The sequence below is a fragment of the uncultured Intestinimonas sp. genome, assembly GCF_944387725.1.
In the GTDB taxonomy this organism is placed as follows: domain Bacteria; phylum Bacillota; class Clostridia; order Oscillospirales; family Oscillospiraceae; genus Intestinimonas.
This window is the reverse complement of record NZ_CALXGA010000048.1, coordinates 1-17,728: the sequence shown is the minus strand read 5'-3', so window position 1 is coordinate 17,728 and position 17,728 is coordinate 1. Positions and strand designations below refer to the sequence as shown.

Here is a 17,728-nt window from a genome sequence, read left to right as displayed (position 1 = left end):
GTCGGTGAGGGTGAACACCCGCTCCGTCCCGTCCCGGCGCACCATCAGCATGGGCACATAGTCCCAGCCGGTGACGGATGCCTCCCCGGTGACGTTGTCCCTGGTCAGTTCCACGGTGAGCACCGCCGTGGTGTCGGTGAGGGGGTCAACCTGGGAGGAGATGAAGTTTCCCAGGGAGTAGGACACAAAGCCGGTGCGGGCCTCCCCGTCCCACCCCGCCGCAGTGCGGGTCTCAATGGGCTGGAGCACATGGGGGTGGCCCCCCAGCACCAGGTCCGCGCCGTTTGCGATGAGCAGGTCGGCCAGCTCCTCCTGATAGGCGTTCTGCGTGGTCCGGTACTCCACCCCCCAGTGGATCAGCACGGCGATGAGATCCGTGTCCAGGGCCCGGGCGGCGGCCAGATCCTCCTCCAGCCGCTCCGTGTCCGGGGTGGAGAGGGTGGTCATGTAGTCGGTGTTGAACAGGCTGACGGCGTATTCCCGCCCCTGGGGGACGGGGATGCCGTTGGTGCCGTAGGTGTACCCCAGAAAGGCCACCGAAATGCCGCCCACATCGGCCACATGGATGCGCCCGGCCTCCCGCTCCTCCGCCGAGCGGTAGGTGCCCACATGGGCCAGCCCCGCGCCGTCCAAGGCGTCCAGAGTGGACACCAGGCCGTCATAGCCCCGGTCCAGGCAGTGGTTGTTGGCGGTGAGCACCAGGTCGAAGCCAGCCCCCGCCAGGCTGCCGGCCAGGGCGGCGGGGGATTTGAACATGGGGTAGCCGGAGTAGGGCCCCGTCTCTGACAGGGTGGTCTCCAGGTTGGCCACGGCGTAGTCCGCCGCCTGGAGGTAGGGCGCGGCCTGGGCAAAGATGGGGCCGTAGTCGTAGGCCCCCTGTTCCTCCTCCCAGGCGTCGTTGGTGACGGGCATGTGGCTCATCACGTCGCCGCACACCGCCAGGGTGGCCACCGTGGGCTCCGGCGTCGGGGTTGGCGTGGGCGTCGGGGTGGCCTCCACGGCTGGCGTGGGGGCGGCCGTCTCCGTCAGACCGGCAGGGGTGCACCCGGCCAGCAGGGCCAGGGCCAGGATGAGGGCAGTCAGCTTCCGATTCACTCAAATCTCCTCCTTAACAGCGGTATAGACCGCCTGGGCGATTTCACCGCAGACGGCATAGATGCCGTGCTCGTCCACCGCCCCGCTGGCCCCGGAGGTGAGCACCACCACCCCGTCGCCGGTGTCCGGATCGTAAGAGAGCAGGGCGTACTGGCCGTAGGCCGAGCCGGTGTGATAGTACAGCCCGTCCCGGCCGTACAGCGCCTCCTGGTAGCGCAGGGGGCGGCACTGGTAGAAGGTGGAGGAGCCGTTGGATACGGGGGTGTCTAGGGGCGTCTCCATCCAGGCCACCGACTCCGGGGACAGCAGGGCCTGTCCCCCATAGGTCCCGTCGTTTGCCAGCACGGCCACCAGCTTGGCCAGGTCGCCGGCGCTGCATGTGAAGCCCCCGTCGAAGAAGTTGCCCTTGTGGCCGGGGGCGTAGTCCAGGGTGTAGCCCCTCTGTTCGGCGGTGGAGCGGGCCAGGGAGCCGCCGTAGTAGTAGAGGGTGGCCAGCAGGTCGGTGTTTTTCACACTGCCCCCCTCAAAGGCGGCGTCGATGCCCAGGGGCTCCAGCAGGCCCTCCCCCAGCACGGAGTCCAGGGAGGCGTCCGCCGCCAGCTCCAGAGTCATGCCCAGCACGGCGAAGCCGTAGTTGTTGTAGGCCCACCCGGCGGGGTCGCCGGGCTCCACCGCACGGTAGCCGCTGCCGCCGATGCGGCTGCGCGCCCCGGAGTAGGTGCGGGCGGAAAGGCTGTCCGTGGCGGCCAGGGACGAGGTGTGGGTGAGCAGGGTGTCGATGGTCACCGGGCTGTCCGGGTACCAGGGGTTGACGGAGGCGGTGTTCCACCAGGTTCCAATGGGCGCGTCCAGGGCCACAGCGCCATCCTCGGCCAGCAGCATGGCGCACATGCCCACCACTACCTTGGTCAGGGAGGCGGCGCGGAGCTTGTGTTCCGTGGTCATGGGGTCGCTGTTGAGCGTGGCCCAGCCCCAGGCGGCCTGGGCGGAGACAGTCCCGTCCTCAATCACCGCCGCCTGGACGCTCACCGCCCCGTAGCGCTCCGCCGCCGCCGACACAAAGGCGGACAGTTCTTCCTCCGTCAGGGGCGGCTTGGGGGTAGGCGTGGGTTCCGGCGTGGGGTTGGGCGTCGGCGCGGGGACGGCGCTCTCCGGCGGAGGGGCCACCGCCTGGACGGACTGTGCCGGGGCGCACCCCGCCAGCAGCAGGACCAGAAACAGAACAAACACACATCGCTTCAAGGGAAATCCTCCTCGCTCTCTTGTTTTCCCTATTTTAACACAAAAATCGACAGTTTGCACGCAATTTCAGACTGGCGCCAACCGCGCCCCGTCATGGCGCCGGGCTCCGCCGGAATGGGATAGTTTGGATATTTTGGCATATTTGACAAAAACACGTCCAGCCGCCGCCCTGCCCCTGATTTTGGCCTGCGGGTCCCTTGCATTTTGCGCCGGGAGTCCGTATAATATAACATGTATTTTCGCAGGCCCCGGCCTGTGTTGAGCTTGGAGGCTAAGGCCATGGAACAAAACAAAACAGGAAGACGGGTGGCCCAGACGGCTCCCGCGCCGCATCCGGCCAAGCGCGGCCTGATCGCCCTGCTCGCTGTGGCGGCGGTCCTGTGCGCCGCCTATCTGGCCCTGTGCGTCTACGGGGGGAGCCGGGCCGCCGCCCTGCCCCGGACCACGGCGGCGGGGGTGGACCTCAGCGGCCTCACCCAGGCCGAGGCCCAGATTCGCCTGGAAGCGGCCGGCCTGGGCCAGGGCCAGAGCGTCACCCTCACCGTGCCGGGGGTGTCCGGCGCCTATACCGTCCCCGGCAGCGCGGTGGTCCCCGACACCGCCGCCGCCGCCCAGAACGCCCTGGATCTGGGGCAGGGCGGGTTTCTGACCCGGGGCTGGCAGGTCCTCTCCGCCCTGGTGGTGGGCAATGAGGTGGAGGTCCCCTACATCTTTACCGAGGAGGGAGAGCGGCAGGTGGACGGCCTCCTGGCCCAGATTGAGTCCGAGCTGGGGGGGAGGGTCCAGGAGACCACCTGGGAGGTCTCCGGGGATCAGCTCCTCTTCCATATGGGCGCCCCGGGCCGGGCCTTTGACCTGGGGGACGTCAAGCAGGCCATCCTGGACCGCTTCTCCTCCGGGGACAGCACCCCCCTGGAGCTGAGCGCCGAGACCACAGACCCCAGCCCCGTGGACCTGGAGGCGGTCCGCAGCCAGGTCTACACCGAGGCCCAGGACGCCTCCCTGGATAAGGAGACCTCTGAGGTCATCCCCAGCGTCACCGGCCTGGACTTCAGCGTCTCCGACGCCCAGGGCGCCCTGGAGGGGGCCGCCTGGGGCAGCACCGTCTCCGTGCCCCTGTCGGTCACCCAGCCCTCCGTCACCACGGAAGACCTTCAGGCCGTCCTCTTCCAGGATGTGCTGGGGGAGGCGGGCGCCGGCGTCAGCGGATCCTCCGCCCGGAAGAGCAACGTGCAGCTCTCCGCCTCGGCGTGCGACGGCATCGTGCTGCTGCCTGGGGAGGTCTTCTCCTACAACAACACCACCGGCAGCCGCACCGCCGACAAGGGCTACCTCCCCGCGCCGGCCTATGTGGGCGGGCAGTCGGTGGACCAGATCGGCGGGGGCATCTGCAATACCTCCTCGGTGATCTACTACGCCGCCCTCAACGCCAACATGGAAATCGTGGAGCGGCACAACCATACCTACGCCGTGGGCTATGTCCCCGACGGCATGGACGCCACCGTGTGGTACGGCAGTCTGGACTTCCAATTCCGAAACAACACCCCCTACCCCATCCGGCTGGAGACCGTCTACGGAGACAGCTACCTCACCGTGCGGATCTACGGCACCAAGACCGACGACCTCCATGTGGAGATGACCAACCGGCAGCTCTCCTCCACCCCCTGGAGCACGGAGTACCAGGTGGATTCCTCCCTGTCCGCCGGCCAGACCCGGGTGCTTCAGACCCCCTACACCGGACGGGTGGTGGAGGCCTACCGCAACATCTACGACGGAGAGGGCAACCTGGTGAGCTCCACCCTGGAGTCCAAGAATACCTATAAAATGCGCAACCAGATCATCGCGGTGAGCCCCGCCGACGCCGCCCAGTACGGCCTCTCCGGGGGCGGAAGCCAGCTGCCCGCCGAAACGCCTGCGGCCCCGGCGCAGACCACCCCCGCCTCCCCATCCCCCGCGCCGTCGGAGAGCGCCCCGGCCTCCCCGTCCCCCGCGCCGTCAGAGAGCGCCCCGGCCTCCCCGTCCCCCGCGCCCTCGGAGAGTGCGCCGGCCAGCACCGCCCCCGCGCCCTCGGAGAGCATCCCTGCAGCCACTCCGCCGGCGGCCTCCGCGCCGCCGGTGGAGACCCCCGCCGGGCCTCCGGTGCTGCCTGCGGCCACGCCCCCCGCCGTCCCTGACAACGGCATCCCCATTGCCGGCGGGGAGGGCGTGCTGTGAGGAACACCGCCGCCCAGTGCCGCCGGGCGCTGAAGCTCCAGGCCCGGCAGACCTTTTTCCTCTACCGCCGGCCCTGCCTGCTCTGCGCCTTTCTGCTGCTGTGCGTTTCCCTGGCGGCTCAGTTCTTTACCGCCTACAGCGGCGGGGCCCTCTTTTACGCCTTTCTGGACGTGCGGCAGCTCCCCCTGGACACCGGGCTGTGGCTGGCCGGGCCGGAGCTGATGAGCAGCCTGATGACCACCATGGGCCTACAGGACCTGGGGGGCTGGGGCGGCGTGCTCCTCACCCTGCGGTATGAGCCCATGGGCGCCGTGATGGTCCTCCCCCTGGCCTGGCAGCAGCTTCTGCGCATGGCCGCGGTGAACGCCGCCGCCCTGGTGGTCACCGCCCCCCTGGAGTACGGCGTCCTGGCCCAGCTCCGGTGGGTGCTGGAGGGCCGGCCCCAGCGGCCCGGCAGCCTCTTCGGCTGGTACGCCGACCTGCGCCTCACCAGGAAGGCCCTGGGGGTCCAGGCGGCGCTGGCCCTCTGGCGGCTGCTCACCACACTGCTGTGCGCCGCCCCGGGCTTCCTCTGCCTGGCGGCGGGAACCGCCCTGCCCGGCGGGGAGAGCCTGATGCTCCTCTCAACCGTCCTGTCGCTCCTGGGAATGGCGGCGGCCTACGGCTGTTACACCGTCCTCCTGCCCGCCCGGTACCTTCTGGCGGCCTCCCCGGAGCGCACCGTCCGGGCCGCCCTGGTCCAGGGCTTCCGGCTCGCCCAGGGGCGGCGGATGGAGTTCTTCCTGCTCAACCTCTCCTTCCTGCCCTGGTATCTGGCCGCCCAGTTCCTCTACAGCGTCCCCCTGCTCTACGCCTACCCCTACTCGGTGCTGAGCATTTACCTCTTCCTGCGCTCCCTCCAGACCCAGGAGACCTGAGAGAAATCCCCACAGCCGTCCCATCCGGGAAACCGCCGCGCCTCCCAAGCCGGCGGTTTCCCGCTTTTGGTCTCCAGACGGCCCAGGGGAAAGCAACTGGCCCCCGCCCGGCCAAAGGCCGGGCGGGGGCGCTCCGTTTCCGGGGTTCAGGCCCGGACCTCTCCCCGCAGGGTGTCGCCGCCGAAGCGGTATTCGTAGGCCGCCGTCACAGGGGGCTCCCCCCCTCCCTCATTGGGAAGGGGCCCCTGCCAGGTGACCACCGCCTCCGCCCCGGCGTCCAGACCGGGGATCTCCACCCCAAGAGCGGGGTCGGCCTCCGGCTGGGGGAGGCCGTTGAGCCGCACCGTCCCTGTCAGGACCGCTCCCGCCCCGGTGACCGTCACCCGGTCCAGGGGCAGGGAGGAGCGGTTGCACACCGTCACCGCGTACAGGGCCTGGTCCCGGCCCAGCCAGCTCCGGCGGACGGCCTCCACCTCCACAAATTGGAGCACCGCCGGGGCCTGGAAGACCAGATCCCCCAGCAGGCGGCGGCGCCCGTCCCAGGCGTCCAGCCGCGCCCGGACCTCCCCCTGACAGACCAGGGGCTCCGGCCGGTGATATGAAAGCGCACAGTAGTCCATGCTGTATCCCTCCGCCCCTATCCTATGCGGAAATTTGTCGTTTCGTGCCGGGCGGTTTTGCAGCGGCGTGCTTGTGCGCCATCCGGTCAGAGCCTGCGGTTTGCGTCTAGGGCTTATTTGAAACATGTCAACATGCCCAATCAGCGGGGCTTTTGCCCCCTGGACGGCGCAATTTTTCCTTGAAATCCGCCAGGATTCCTGCGAAAAAATTGCTTGCCAGAGGCCCAAAATCCCTCGCTGCTGGACACATCGCCAATTTTCAAACAAGCCCTAGTACTCCACCAAGTCAGAAACTTGCAGTTGTCTTCCGGCGGATTTCCGCATCCCTTCGTTATCGTCCCTGGTGGGCGTCAGCCCACCTGCGTCCTCTGCCTTGTTCTGCGAAAATTCCGCTCGAAATCCAATCTGCAATTTCTAACTTGGCAGAGTACTGGCAGATGGACAGACTGATTTGCGGATTCCTGATTCTGCGAAATTCCAGCTTTGACCAGCGGACGCGCTTTGCGCGGCGCCGCCTCTGCGGTCAGCTGTCCCTGGAAGCGGCGGCTCCCGCCCCCTCCTGCTCGGACTCCTCCAGCCCGACCGTGTAATTCTTCCCGAATTGGAGCTCGGAAAGCGCGTCGTTTGAGGCTGTTTTTTTCGGCGTCTCCAGCATGGCGATCCGCCCGTTGAGTTGTCCGCCATCTTCGACAATGAGCGCGGACGTTTCCACATCGCCCTGGATATATCCGTCTTTTTCCAGGCAGAGGCGTTCTCTGGCTGTCACATTGCCCTCGATATTCCCAAACACCCGAAGAACGTTCGCCGCGACAGGGCCTTTGATGATGCCGGAAGACGCAACGGTAATGGTGCCGTTTAAGATAATCTCCCCTTCTACCTTCCCCTCAATTTTTACCGCGCCTTCCCCCTTTAATGTACCGATGATGACGGTTCCTTTGCTGATGATCGTGTCTGTTTTTGCCTGCGCAGGCAGCGCAGCCCGCTGCACCGCCGGTTCCTGGATTGCGCCCATTGACTCACCCTCACTCTCATAATCCTCGTCTTTTTCCTCGGTCTCCAGTTCAGATGCCGGCCCCTTAAATGTCTTGAAAAAGCTCACTTCTTTCACCTCCATGATCTGTGGCCCCGTACTTCTGAAGGGGGATCTGTGCCGGAAGAGCGGCGACGGCCGATCCACCATGCCGCTTTTTTAATTATAATGCGTACGGAACAAAGCCGCAAGCCTTGAAAGCGAAAGCTTCTAAGGCCCATTGGCTTTGTTCAGGTGCAGGGGTTTTGCGCTGAAACAGCCCAAAACCCCTGCACCTCCTGCGGCGGCATATCCATGCCGCCGCAGGAGGACGCATTGTGCGGCTGTGCCGCGCACATAAACCGCTTTGCGGTTTATGTGGTAGACATTATTATACATGCCGGAGGAAGCGGATGCAACCGAAATTCCTCATTTGACCATCCCCATCTCGCCGATTGACGGAGGTTTCGCCAGGCCGGCCTGTATTGCAGCCCGTTCCATCCACGCCGCCATCGTGGAAATTTGTCGTTTCGCGCCGGGCCGTTTTGTGGTATACTATCAAGACACGCCGAACGGAGGAATGAAGCCATGTTTCAGGGATTTTCCCAGGAGACCATCGACTTTCTGTGGGGCATCCGCTTCAACAACGAAAAAAGCTGGTTTGAGGCTCACAAGGAGGTCTACCTCCAGCGCCTTTACCGCCCCATGCAGGCCCTCAGCCAGGAGGTCTGGGAGGCACTGGACGGGGCATTTCCCGACCTGGAACTCATCCGGCGGGTGACGCGCATCTACCGGGACGCCCGGCGGCTCCACGGCCGTGGTCCCTACAAAGACCGGCTCTGGTTCACCCTGGAGCGGCCCTCGGAGGACTGGACGGTCCGCCCGGTGTTCTGGTTCGAGCTGGAGCCAGAGGGCTACAGCTATGGTCTGGGCTGCTACCAGGCCCCGCCGGTGATGATGGCCAAGCTCCGGGCCCGGCTGGACGCCGATCCCAAGCCCTTTTCCCGGCTGGTCCGGAAGTTTGCCCGGCAGGACCGCTTCCATCTGGAGGCCCAGCCCTACAAACGGCCCAAGGGAGATCCGGGGCCCCTGCTCTACGACTGGTATAACGCCCGTTCCCTCTCCCTGTGCTGTGACCGCTCCCACGACGCCCTGCTCTTCTCCCCGGAACTGGCGGAGGAGCTGGCGGCGGGCTTCCGGGCCCTGGCGCCCTTCTACCGCTATTTCCTCCTGCTGGAGGGGGACCCGGACCCTAGAGATACCTAAATTGTAAAAATTGACACAGAGAAAAAAGCGCCCGCCGGAGATACTACTGCCTGAGAGACAGTGGAAAGGCGGGCGGTTTTTATGTTGCAGCGCAGAGAGGTGCTGAGGCCCTGGGGGGTCCTGGCGGCTTTGTGGCTCTTCTCCTGGGGGGTGGCCCCCTGGCTGGGGGCTGCCCTGGCCCAAACCGCCCCGGCGCAGGCAGCGGACGCCCAGGCCCAGGTCCAGGATGAGGCCGCCGGGCAGAAGCTCATCGCCCTCACCTTTGACGACGGCCCCCGGCGGTCCACCACCACCGCCCTGCTGGACGGCCTGGCTCAGCGGGGGGTACGGGCCACCTTCTTCCTCATCGGGGCCCAAATCGAAAACAACGAGGACCTGATCCTCCGCATGGACGCCGAGGGGCACCAGATCGGCATCCACACCTTCGACCATGTACAGCTCACGGGGCTGTCCAAGGCCGACTTTGACGCCCAGGTGGAGGCCACCCGGACCCTGCTCACCGGCCTGCTGGGCCACAACGGCTTTCTGCTCCGGCCCCCCTACGGCCTCACCGACGAGGCCGCCCGGATCAACGCCGGCTGTCCCATCATCCTCTGGTCCATCGACCCGGAGGACTGGGGGGACCAGAACGCCCCCCGGGAGGTGGAGCATGTGGTCTCCCAGGCCCGGGACGGGGCCATTATCCTCATGCACGACATCTTCCCCGCCAGCGTCGAGGCCGCCCTGGAGATCGTGGACCGGCTCCATGCCCAGGGCTACCTCTTCGTCACGGTGGAGGAGCTCTTTGCCGCCCGGCACATCGCCCTGGAGCCGGGGGAGACCTACTCTCAGGCCTACCCCTGAGGCCGGGGCGGGCCCGCTCAATGCAGGTTGTACCAGGTCAGGGCCAGGATGGCCAGGAGAAAGACCGTCATGCCGGGGTTTACCAGGAAGTGGCCCCAGGTCTCCCCATCCCCCCAGCGGAGGGCCCTGGCGGCCTTGGCCAGGGCCTCCCCCCGGTACACCAGCCAGTGGAGGGTCCAGGCCATGGAGAGGATCACCAGCGCCGTAAAGGCCAGATCCCCCACCGAACCCAGGGCGACGGCCAGGGGGGCGAGGCCCGCGGAGAGGAAATTGAAGGCGGCGTGGAGGCCCACCGCCCACCGGAGCTGCCCGGTGTAGAGGGCGACGCCCCCCAGGAGGAGGCCGATGGACAGGGTGTAGAGACTCTGAAAAAGGTTCCCGTGGAAGAGGGCGAAGAGGAGGGCCGAGGCGCACAGGGCGAAGCCGTCTCCCCAGGGCCGCAGGCGCTCCAGCAGCGCCCGCCGGAAGCACAGCTCCTCCACCAGGGGGCCCAGGAGGCAGGTCAGGGGCAGGCTGACCCACAGGCTCAGCGAGCCGAGCTGGTCCACGGGGTCGGTGAAGGAGACATTTTGGGCCCGGGAAACCCAGTCCATCACCCACTGGGTGAGAAAATTCAGCAGATAGCTGCTCCCCACGCACAGCAGCCAGAGCTGTACGGCCTGGAGGGCCGTCAGGGGCCGGGGCGGGCCCTCCCTGGGGGGCGCCGGCAGGGTGCTGAGCACCAGCAGTGCCCCCGGGGCCGCGATGCAGTAGGTGGAAAAGCCGGAGATCAGATAGAGCACGTCCACTCGGGAGAGGAGCCCCGGGGCAAACCAGGCCGTCAGGATTTGCAGCAGAATCTGCCCGGCCAGGGTCAGAAGCAGCATCAGGGTCAGGGCCCAGCCCACCCGGGAGAAGGTCTGCCGGTAGTGCCGGGCCCGGCTCCCCAGAAAATAGTCCCGCAGCTCGTCCACGGGCCTCACCTCCACGGTCAAAATGCGATTCTTTGCGCCTGGGTACAAAATACAACCGCCATTATAGCAGAAAACGTCCGGCATGACCAGACAAAAATCGGGAGCCCAGCCAAAGCCGGGAACTCCCGATTTTTGATCCCTCTGAAGGGGCGTATCTATTTGAGGTCGGAGAATGTCTCCCGCAGGACTCTCCGCCTGCCAACATGGGCGGCCATCACGATGCCATAGGTGTCGCCGGTCTTCGCTGACCGGTCAAACCATAAAAATGCCTCATCAAACTGCTCCTGGCCGAAATAGTAATCGCCCAAGGCGTTCATGGCCTCCACACTGCCTTCCTCAGCAGCCTGTCTGGTCTCTTCTATGGTCACTTGGTTCCCTCCTGTATGGTTTTGTGCCCGGAATTGGAGTTGTTTCGTGCTTATGCTAACATACACAAGTCCCATTTAGTTTCGCATATTTGCTCCTTTTGTGCAACTTTTATTTTTCAAACAAGCCCTAGGAACGAGCTGAAGCGAGGTACCCCGCCCAGAAAGATCGGAAAGGGCAGAGCGCCCGGTTACTCTGAAAAGCGTGGGGAGGCAGTCTACAAGGCCAACAGAGAAGCTTGCCGCCGCCACAAAAAAGTCCAGCACTGCGCCTGGTTTATCAGTTGGGTCATCCGCTAAATGAGGGAGCACAAGTGGTCTTTGGACGCCTGCTGCGGCTACGCCAAATTGCACCGCCTATTTGAGCCGTCCGAAATGGTTTGCTCTCGTACCCTCTACAACTGGGTGTGGGCCAACCTGCTCCCCCTCAAGGTGATGGATCTGCCGGATGCCTTGCGCCGCAAGGTTTCCAAGTCTAAGCCCCATGCGCACAAGAAAAAGTATGGCCGGAGCATTTCAGACCGCCCCTCAGTGGCCGGCCTGCGCATAGAAGAAGGCCATTGGGAGGGGGACGCGGTGGTTGGCAAACGCAGCGGCAAGGAGGCCGTCATCCTCACCCTGCTGGAGAAAAAGACGGAGAACTGCCTTCCTCTCCGTATCCGTAACAGGACCAGTCAGGCCGTCATGGAGGCCATGTGGGCCCTCCGGGCTGAGTTTGGGGACAACCTCTCCAGGGTCTTTCAGACCATTACTGTGGACAACGGTGGTGAATTTGCTGACTCCGCGAAGGTGGAGGAATGGAGTACACAGGTGTTCTTCGCGCACCCCTGCACCTCGTGGGAGAGCGCACAGAACGAGCGGCACAATGGCCTGTTTCGAGCGTTCTTTCCCAAAGGCGTGTCTATTGCGCAGTACAGTGAGGAAGATGTCCGCTCCGCCGCTGATGAACTCAATGGACGGCCACGCCGTAAGCTCGGCTGCCGCACCCCTGAGGAACTCTCTGAGGCGTTTTTGGCGTCCGTTTTTGCGGTCTGACTACCGGCCTTGCGGTCCCTGCTGCCTGGGCGTGTTCAACTTGTTATTGCAATTTGCGAAATGGTTATAAGGCAGATACAGGAAGAAGATCTGCTTGCCGGGGTGCAGCGATTGCGTGCGGAGAACGAATGCTTAAAAACTTGCAAGCCTTGGTTTTGGAGAGAGTGCGACGTCAGGGGCCTTTTTTAGGGCTTGTTTGAAAAATGGCAACATGCCCAATCAGCGGGTCTTTTGCCCCCTGGACAGCGCAATTTTTCCTTGAAATCCGCCAGGATTCCTGCGAAAAAATTGCTTGCCAGCGGCCCAAAATCCCTCGCTGCCGGACACATCGCCAATTTTCAAACAAGCCCTAGGAAAACTCTTGTATGGTTCAGGCAAATATCAGCTCAAAGCCTTCCGCATAGAAGGCCCCTCCCATGGGCAGACACTCCAGATCAAGGGTTATCTCGCCGTCACCCTGGCGGAACCGCAAGGTCTGGCCGGTGCGCATACAGCGTGTGGAAGCCACCGGCTGGGGCAGGCGGAGAGTCAGCTTGTCCGGAAGCGCGGGCACCTCGTCATAGGCATAGAAGGCATAGGCGCACCCGTCGGTGCGGGTGTAGAACAGGCGCGGCTCAAAATAGGGTGCGCAGATGCGGGTGCTGTAGATCCCCTGGCCGAACAGCTTGAGCCAGGCGCCCATTTCCCGCAGGGAGCGCTCGGCGGGCGCGGGGATCAGGCCATCCGGCTGGGGCGCAATGTTCAGAGCCAGGTTGCCGCCCTTGCTCACAACATCCAGCAGCAGGTGTACCAGCTGGCGGCCACTCTTGAAGGTGTCGGTATAGTGGAAGGAGAATTTCTGCCCCACCGTGGTGCAGGTTTCCCAGGGCACGGTGAGGGCAGTATCCGGCACGGTTTTTTCCGGGGTGATGAAGTTCTCATATTCGCCGCCACAGGTGCGCTCGCACACAATCATCTGGGGCTGCGTGGTGGCGCGGAGCTCCTCCACGATCTGGCCCAGGCAAATATCCTGCCCCATATTGTCCGGCCGCACCCAGCCGCCGTCCAGCCAGAGCACGTCGATTGTCCCGTAGTTGGTACACAGCTCCCGGATTTGTTCATGGGTGAACTGCACATATTGCTCCCACAGCTCGGGGTGCTCCTCCACATTGTAGTTTACATTGCGGGTGGGGGCGCTGCCGAACTGGGGCGCCCAGTAATAGGGGCTGTGCCAGTCCGGTTTGGAAAAATAGGTGGAGATGGCCAGGCCTCTGCGCCTGAACTCCCGGTAAAGTGCGCCCACCACATCCGCATCCGGATGGGTGTGGAAGGGGCAGTCCGGGCCGGTAATCTTGTAGTCGGTGGTCTTGGTGTCGTACATGCAGAAGCCGTCATGGTGCTTGGTGGTGAACAAAAGATATTTAAAGCCACACTCGCTGGCCAGCTCAGCCCAGGCATCCGCTCGGAACTTGACCGGATTGAAGGTTTTGTTGGCGTCCCAGTACTGCTGCTTACACACCTCGGCAGGCGCCCAGGTGAAGTCCTCCTGGCTCCAGGCGGCATCACCGTCGCTCAGGGGCCAGCTCTCATAGGTGCCCAGCTGACAGCCGGGCGCCCAGTGTATCATAAAGCCCAGCTTCAGGCCCATAAACCACTCCAGATGCTTCCGCACCTGGTGGGATTTGGGCGGGACGTACTCCTCCGGCGGAGTGTAATTATGAATACCAGCTGCAACAATTTCTTTTTTCATGATGTACAGTTCCTTTCACAAAACCCGGCGCTGCCGGGGCTTTTTTTCACTATAAAAGAAATGCCGGTAATGGAAAAGGGTGAATTCTTTTTTTAAGGTGTACTTTTTTGGGCTGCCCGCCCCTATGAACGGCCTGCGGAGAGGCTGCCGGAATCGCTGGGCAGGGTAAGCCGGGCCAGAAGCTGCCGGCCGTCGTAGTTGAAATAGCGCAGCCCGCCCCGCTGGCCGAACCGCAGCATCAGCCGCTCGTTTACGTTGCGGATGCCAAAGCCGTGGGTTACCTGCAGCTGTACATCCTGATAGTCCAGATAGGCGTTCAGCAGCTCAGCGTCTGCGCCCCGGCCGGTATCGGTCACTTCCACGATCAAGAGTCCGTTTTCCTCCCGGGCGCAGATGCGGATGGTAATGCCCGGATCCTGGCGGGTGATGCCATGGCGGATGGAGTTTTCCACCAGCGGCTGGAGAGTAAATTTGGGAATGATCACCTGAGCGGGATGCAGTCCGGGCAGAATCTCCAGCCGGATGTCTTGCTGGAACCGGAGCACATACACCGAAATATATTCCCGGATGTTTTCCAGTTCGGTACTCATGGTCACCATGCGGTCCGGCTCGGTAATGCTGTAGCGCATAAGGCTGGCAATGGAGTCCACGGTGGCCGCGATGTCGTCCTCCTCCCGTGCCAGGGCCATATAGTTCACAGCATTCATGGCGTTGAGCATAAAATGGGGGTTAATCTGGGCCTGCAGGGCCTTCAGTTCGCTCTCCCGCCGCAGCTTCTCCTTTGCGGTAAGCTCCTGGATGAGCGAGTTAATGCGGTCAATCAGACTGCTGAAGCTGCTGCTGAGCTGCTGGATCTCCCGCGGGCCCTTGATATCGGCGGGGTTCCATTCTACACTGCGGGTATCACGGATGGTTTCCAGCTTTTTGGTGAACTGCACCACCGGCCGGGAAATGCCGGCGGAAAGCATCAGCGAAAACAGGATACCCAACAGCATAAAGACCACCGAACAGAGCAGATAGGGGAACATCATGCTCCACACCTGGCTGGTAATGTCCCGATAAGGGGTCAAAAACACCAGATGGATCCCCCACTCTAGTTTTTGGGAGGTGCACAGATATTCCTGTCCGCCGATATTCAGCTCAGAGCTGCCCGAATTGGGGATGAACAGCGTGTCAGCAATGGATATCTCCCTCAGATTGGCGCTGCGGAAGATCTGGTCGCCCTGATTGTTGAGCAGAAGAAACCCGCTGTACCTGGTTACCGGCACCAGGGAAAGCAGGCGGGATATCTGGTTTACCGGAAGGCTGCCCAGCAACACGCCCATGCCGTCCTTCTGATAGGCGCCGGTAAAGGTGCTGCTTTGCAGCCGGCAGGCGAAGCACAGCCGGGTCTGATCCTCATTGAGAAAGATGTGCTGTCCGCTGCGCAGCTGCAGGGCGGCCTGATACCAGTCCTCCTGTTCCACCGTCGCGCCGTTGTATACCCGGCTCACCCCCGGAATGGTGCTGGAAGGCAGAAACAGCCGGCTTACTTCCAGCGCCGGATTTACATACAGCTCGACTCTGAAGCTGTTGTTCAGCAGCAGGGGTTCTGCGTTCTGCTGGTAGATCACCCGGCTGCTCAGGGCGGACTTGGTGTTCAGATCCTGCAGCTCGTCCGCGCCGATTTCCCGGCCCAACAGCTCGCCCAGCTGTTGATCGCTGGTGTATCGATACACCAGCTGCTCCACCGCCTGCGTAAAAATGCCGCTCAGGCGCACATTGGCCTCAATGATGGCCTCCTGTGAAGCGATGAGCTGCCGGGTGATGGAGGCCCGGAAGAGCAGATAGGTGGCGCCGTTGAGGGTGAGCAGGATGGCGGAGATGATGCAGCAGATGATGAGAAAGGTGCGTTTGGTAATGCTCATGGGGCCTCCTCCCCGCTGGGCGCGGCACAGGGCTGGCCGGCGTAGAGGTTGCGGTATTCGCTGGGGGTCATGCCGGTGTGTTTTTTAAAAAACTTGGCAAAATAGCGGGGATGGTCGTAGCCGGAGGAGACGCACACATCTTTGATGGATATGGAGGGATCCTGCAAAAGCTCCCGGGCCCGCTCCAGCCGCTTGGCGGAAAGATAGCTGCTGATATTCTGGTTGGTGGCGTTTTTAAACACGGTGCTCAGATAGGAGAGGGAGAGGTGCAGGGTATCCGCCAGGTTGGAAATGTTGAAGTTGGAGTCGGCATAGTTGTTCTGGATGGCCTGTAAGCAGTAAGACACAATGGGGTTTGCGTATTCGCCCTTGCAGCTTTGGGCGTATTCCATCAGATCGTAGTACTGGGTGGCCAGATAGGCCAGCCGCTCCTGCTGGGTGGTAAGCTTCCAGTATTCCACCATGGCCTTCTGGCGCATGGCGTCCAGGCTGTCCCGGTCCTTGCCCAGCTCCTCCTGGTACAAAAACAGGTAGTTGAGCAGCTGGATACCCAGCACATCCCGCCGGTCCGCCAGGGAGCGGAACACATCCTTGCTGATGAGCAGCTCTCCTATGGCAGCCATGTCTCCTTTGCGCAGGGCCTGGCTGACCTGGTTGCGCAGGGTCTCGTCACAGGCATACCAGGGGGGCACGTCCGCCGAGAGCTCGGCGCAGATGGCCGCCAGCCGTTCCTCCAGGCTGTTCAGCTTGGCCCGGGTGATGGGCTTTAGGATATAGTCGGTCACCTGATACTGCAAGGCCCGCTGGGCATACTCAAATTCGCCGTGGCCGCTGATGAGGATCATGCGGGTGTTGGGGCAATGCTCATATAAATAGCGGGCCAGCTCCAGACCGTCCATGCCGGGCATTCGGATATCGGAGATGACCACATCCGGGTGATGGGCTTCCAGCAGGGCCACCGCTCCGTCCCCGTTGGTGGCGCAGCCCACAAGCTGCCCGTTGAATTGCTCCCAGTGGAGCATACGGGAAATTCCGTCCAGCGCCATGCAGTCGTCATCCACAAGAATGATCTTCATAAAACAGGGGGCTCCTTTCGGTAGAAGACAACAATTTCCAAAAGCCACTCCCAGTATATCACACTTTTTGGCGCTGCGGCTACAAATTTTACAAAAAAGATTTTATAAACTACGGTTTGCTATGGCGGTCCGCCTAAAAAAAGTGCACCCCACTTAAAATTAGTATCATTGCTGGCGCTGGAAGGGGCGTTTATAATGGATACAAAGAGAAACCCCGCGCACCATGCTGTAAGGAGGAGAGGCAATGAAACGACTGGCGAAGCACGCTGGCGGAACGCGCGGCAAAGCCGGATTTTTCAAGACATTTAAAAAGAATCTTCCGCTTACCATAATGGCGCTGCCCGCGCTCATCGTCATGTTCCTGTTCCGATATCTGCCCATGTCTGGCCTGCTGCTGGCCTTCAAGCGGTTCAGCGTGCCCAAGGGCATTTTCGGAAGCGACTGGGTGTGGCTGGACAATTTCAAGTTTTTGTTTCAAACCTCCGACGCCTGGGTCATCACCCGAAATACCATCTGCTACAATGCCTTGTTCATCATCATCGATCTCATCCTGGCGGTGGCCATGGCCATAGGCCTCAACGAGCTGCTGAACAAACGGCGGGCAAAGGTCTATCAGACCATCTTCATGGCGCCGTACTTCCTGTCCTGGGTGGTTGTCTCCTTTATGGCCTTTTCCCTCTTCAGCGTGGATGACGGCCTGTTCAATCACTTGCTGGCCTACTTTGGATTTGAGGGAGTTAACTGGTACGCCGAGCCGGGAAAGTGGCCCTTCATCCTCACCTTCTTTCAGGTCTGGAAAACCGTGGGCTACTCCACGGTTATGTACATCAGCAGTCTGACCGGCATCTCCAACGACTACTATGAGGCGGCCGTCCTGGACGGCGCGACCAAGTGGCAGCAGATCAGGTGGATCACCCTGCCCTGCCTAAAGCCCATGATGATCGTGCTGACCATTCTGGCCATCGGACGTATTTTCTACACGGATTTCGGCCTGTTCTTCCAGCTGCCCCGCGACTCCGGCCCCCTGTATCAGGCGACCCAGGTCATTGATACCTATGTGTACCGTGCGCTGAAGGTAACCGGCAACGTGGGCATGGCCGCCGCAGCCAGCCTATACCAATCCGTGGTGGGCTTTCTGCTTGTGATGGGCGCCAACCTGGTGGTGCGCCGCATGGAACCAGACAGCGCCCTGTTCTAAGTCAGCGAGAGGGGAAATCACCGATGAAGCTCTTTCAGAAACAGGCGGATACATCCCAGGAAGGCCTGGCGGTCAACCGTATCTCCAAAAAGGCAAACACCATTTTAAGCATTGTATTCCTCCTGTGGGCGCTGGCCTGTGTGCTGCCTCTGATCCTGGTGGTCGTCGTCTCCTTCAGCAGTGAGCAGAGCATCTTTGAAAACGGCTACAGCTTCTTCCCCAGCGAGTGGAGCCTGGACGCCTACGAATTCTTCTTCAA

At 62.5% G+C, this 17,728-nt stretch carries 15 protein-coding genes and 1 pseudogene; 7 read left to right on the top strand and 9 right to left on the bottom strand.

The genetic code is table 11. The features are described from left to right. The coding region (locus Q0K09_RS07760) for a CapA family protein (RefSeq protein WP_294474981.1) at positions 1-1,095 on the bottom strand (1,095 nt) is incomplete at its 3' end. Continuing rightward, positions 1,096-2,337, bottom strand: a complete 1,242-nt coding sequence (locus tag Q0K09_RS07755) for a serine hydrolase domain-containing protein (RefSeq protein WP_294474979.1) — start codon at positions 2,335-2,337, stop codon at positions 1,096-1,098. A gap of 279 nt (positions 2,338-2,616) precedes the next feature. On the opposite strand from Q0K09_RS07755, the gene Q0K09_RS07750 reads away from it, so the two are divergent. Beyond that, on the top strand, positions 2,617-4,551 hold the full coding sequence (locus Q0K09_RS07750; RefSeq protein WP_294474977.1) for a VanW family protein: 1,935 nt from the start codon (positions 2,617-2,619) through the stop codon (positions 4,549-4,551). Further along, positions 4,548-5,468 carry a DUF975 family protein gene (locus Q0K09_RS07745; protein ID WP_294474975.1) on the top strand — a complete coding sequence of 307 codons (921 nt, stop codon included), beginning with the start codon at positions 4,548-4,550 and terminating at the stop codon, positions 5,466-5,468. The genes Q0K09_RS07750 and Q0K09_RS07745 overlap by 4 nt, the downstream gene beginning before the upstream one ends. Before the next feature lie 146 nt (positions 5,469-5,614). On the opposite strand, the gene Q0K09_RS07740 is transcribed toward Q0K09_RS07745, so the two are convergent. Both Q0K09_RS07740 and Q0K09_RS07735 read right to left on the bottom strand, forming a co-directional pair. Then, entirely contained in the window at positions 5,615-6,088 is a 474-nt protein-coding gene (locus Q0K09_RS07740) for a hypothetical protein (RefSeq protein WP_294474973.1), read from the bottom strand. 523 nt (positions 6,089-6,611) lie between these two features. Further along, positions 6,612-7,202 (bottom strand): polymer-forming cytoskeletal protein, encoded by a 591-nt coding sequence (locus Q0K09_RS07735; protein WP_294474971.1) that lies wholly within the window; start codon positions 7,200-7,202, stop codon positions 6,612-6,614. Positions 7,203-7,685: 483 nt separating this feature from the next. Between Q0K09_RS07735 and Q0K09_RS07730 the strand changes: the two genes are divergently transcribed. Together Q0K09_RS07730 and Q0K09_RS07725 are read left to right on the top strand one after the other, a co-directional pair. Next, positions 7,686-8,363, top strand: coding sequence for a DUF2461 domain-containing protein (locus Q0K09_RS07730; RefSeq protein ID WP_294474969.1), 678 nt, complete (start codon positions 7,686-7,688; stop codon positions 8,361-8,363). 81 nt (positions 8,364-8,444) lie between these two features. Continuing rightward, positions 8,445-9,206 carry a polysaccharide deacetylase family protein gene (locus tag Q0K09_RS07725; RefSeq protein ID WP_294474966.1) on the top strand — a complete coding sequence of 254 codons (762 nt, stop codon included), beginning with the start codon at positions 8,445-8,447 and terminating at the stop codon, positions 9,204-9,206. Between the two features lie 17 nt (positions 9,207-9,223). Here the strand turns inward: Q0K09_RS07725 and Q0K09_RS07720 are convergent, their stop codons facing one another. Both Q0K09_RS07720 and Q0K09_RS07715 read right to left on the bottom strand, forming a co-directional pair. Beyond that, positions 9,224-10,159: a type II CAAX endopeptidase family protein gene (locus Q0K09_RS07720; RefSeq protein ID WP_294474964.1), complete on the bottom strand. Its 936-nt coding sequence runs from the start codon at positions 10,157-10,159 to the stop codon at positions 9,224-9,226. 155 nt (positions 10,160-10,314) lie between these two features. Next, on the bottom strand, positions 10,315-10,527 hold the full coding sequence (locus Q0K09_RS07715) for a hypothetical protein (protein WP_294474962.1): 213 nt from the start codon (positions 10,525-10,527) through the stop codon (positions 10,315-10,317). A gap of 297 nt (positions 10,528-10,824) precedes the next feature. Between Q0K09_RS07715 and Q0K09_RS07710 the strand changes: the two genes are divergently transcribed. Next, entirely contained in the window at positions 10,825-11,559 is a 735-nt protein-coding gene (locus tag Q0K09_RS07710) for an IS30 family transposase (RefSeq protein ID WP_294474960.1), read from the top strand. A gap of 370 nt (positions 11,560-11,929) precedes the next feature. Here the strand turns inward: Q0K09_RS07710 and Q0K09_RS07705 are convergent, their stop codons facing one another. The 3 genes from Q0K09_RS07705 to Q0K09_RS07695 form a co-directional block, all read right to left on the bottom strand. After that, positions 11,930-13,288: an alpha-L-fucosidase gene (locus tag Q0K09_RS07705; protein ID WP_294474959.1), complete on the bottom strand. Its 1,359-nt coding sequence runs from the start codon at positions 13,286-13,288 to the stop codon at positions 11,930-11,932. 122 nt (positions 13,289-13,410) lie between these two features. Further along, positions 13,411-15,195, bottom strand: a complete 1,785-nt coding sequence (locus Q0K09_RS07700) for a histidine kinase (protein ID WP_294474957.1) — start codon at positions 15,193-15,195, stop codon at positions 13,411-13,413. Continuing rightward, on the bottom strand, positions 15,192-16,271 hold the full coding sequence (locus Q0K09_RS07695; protein WP_294474955.1) for a response regulator: 1,080 nt from the start codon (positions 16,269-16,271) through the stop codon (positions 15,192-15,194). Before Q0K09_RS07695 ends, Q0K09_RS07700 begins: the two co-directional genes overlap by 4 nt. A 331-nt stretch (positions 16,272-16,602) precedes the next feature. Between Q0K09_RS07695 and Q0K09_RS07690 the strand changes: the two genes are divergently transcribed. Continuing rightward, the gene (locus Q0K09_RS07690; RefSeq protein ID WP_294474953.1) at positions 16,603-17,469 is read left to right on the top strand and encodes an ABC transporter permease subunit; all 867 of its coding nucleotides are present in this window, start codon (positions 16,603-16,605) and stop codon (positions 17,467-17,469) included. A gap of 23 nt (positions 17,470-17,492) precedes the next feature. Next, positions 17,493-17,728: pseudogene (locus Q0K09_RS07685) on the top strand (carbohydrate ABC transporter permease); the annotation flags it as partial.

Bases quoted from the DNA above. Each gene is read 5' to 3' on its own strand.
- Q0K09_RS07750 (WP_294474977.1), top strand. From the start codon at position 2,617: ATGGAACAAAACAAAACAGGAAGACGGGTGGCCCAGACGGCTCCCGCG.
- Q0K09_RS07740 (WP_294474973.1), bottom strand. From the start codon at position 6,088: ATGGACTACTGTGCGCTTTCATATCACCGGCCGGAGCCCCTGGTCTGT.
- Q0K09_RS07735 (WP_294474971.1), bottom strand. From the start codon at position 7,202: ATGGAGGTGAAAGAAGTGAGCTTTTTCAAGACATTTAAGGGGCCGGCA.
- Q0K09_RS07730 (WP_294474969.1), top strand. From the start codon at position 7,686: ATGTTTCAGGGATTTTCCCAGGAGACCATCGACTTTCTGTGGGGCATC.
- Q0K09_RS07725 (WP_294474966.1), top strand. From the start codon at position 8,445: ATGTTGCAGCGCAGAGAGGTGCTGAGGCCCTGGGGGGTCCTGGCGGCT.
- Q0K09_RS07710 (WP_294474960.1), top strand. From the start codon at position 10,825: ATGAGGGAGCACAAGTGGTCTTTGGACGCCTGCTGCGGCTACGCCAAA.
- Q0K09_RS07705 (WP_294474959.1), bottom strand. From the start codon at position 13,288: ATGAAAAAAGAAATTGTTGCAGCTGGTATTCATAATTACACTCCGCCG.
- Q0K09_RS07700 (WP_294474957.1), bottom strand. From the start codon at position 15,195: ATGAGCATTACCAAACGCACCTTTCTCATCATCTGCTGCATCATCTCC.
- Q0K09_RS07695 (WP_294474955.1), bottom strand. From the start codon at position 16,271: ATGAAGATCATTCTTGTGGATGACGACTGCATGGCGCTGGACGGAATT.
- Q0K09_RS07690 (WP_294474953.1), top strand. From the start codon at position 16,603: ATGGCGCTGCCCGCGCTCATCGTCATGTTCCTGTTCCGATATCTGCCC.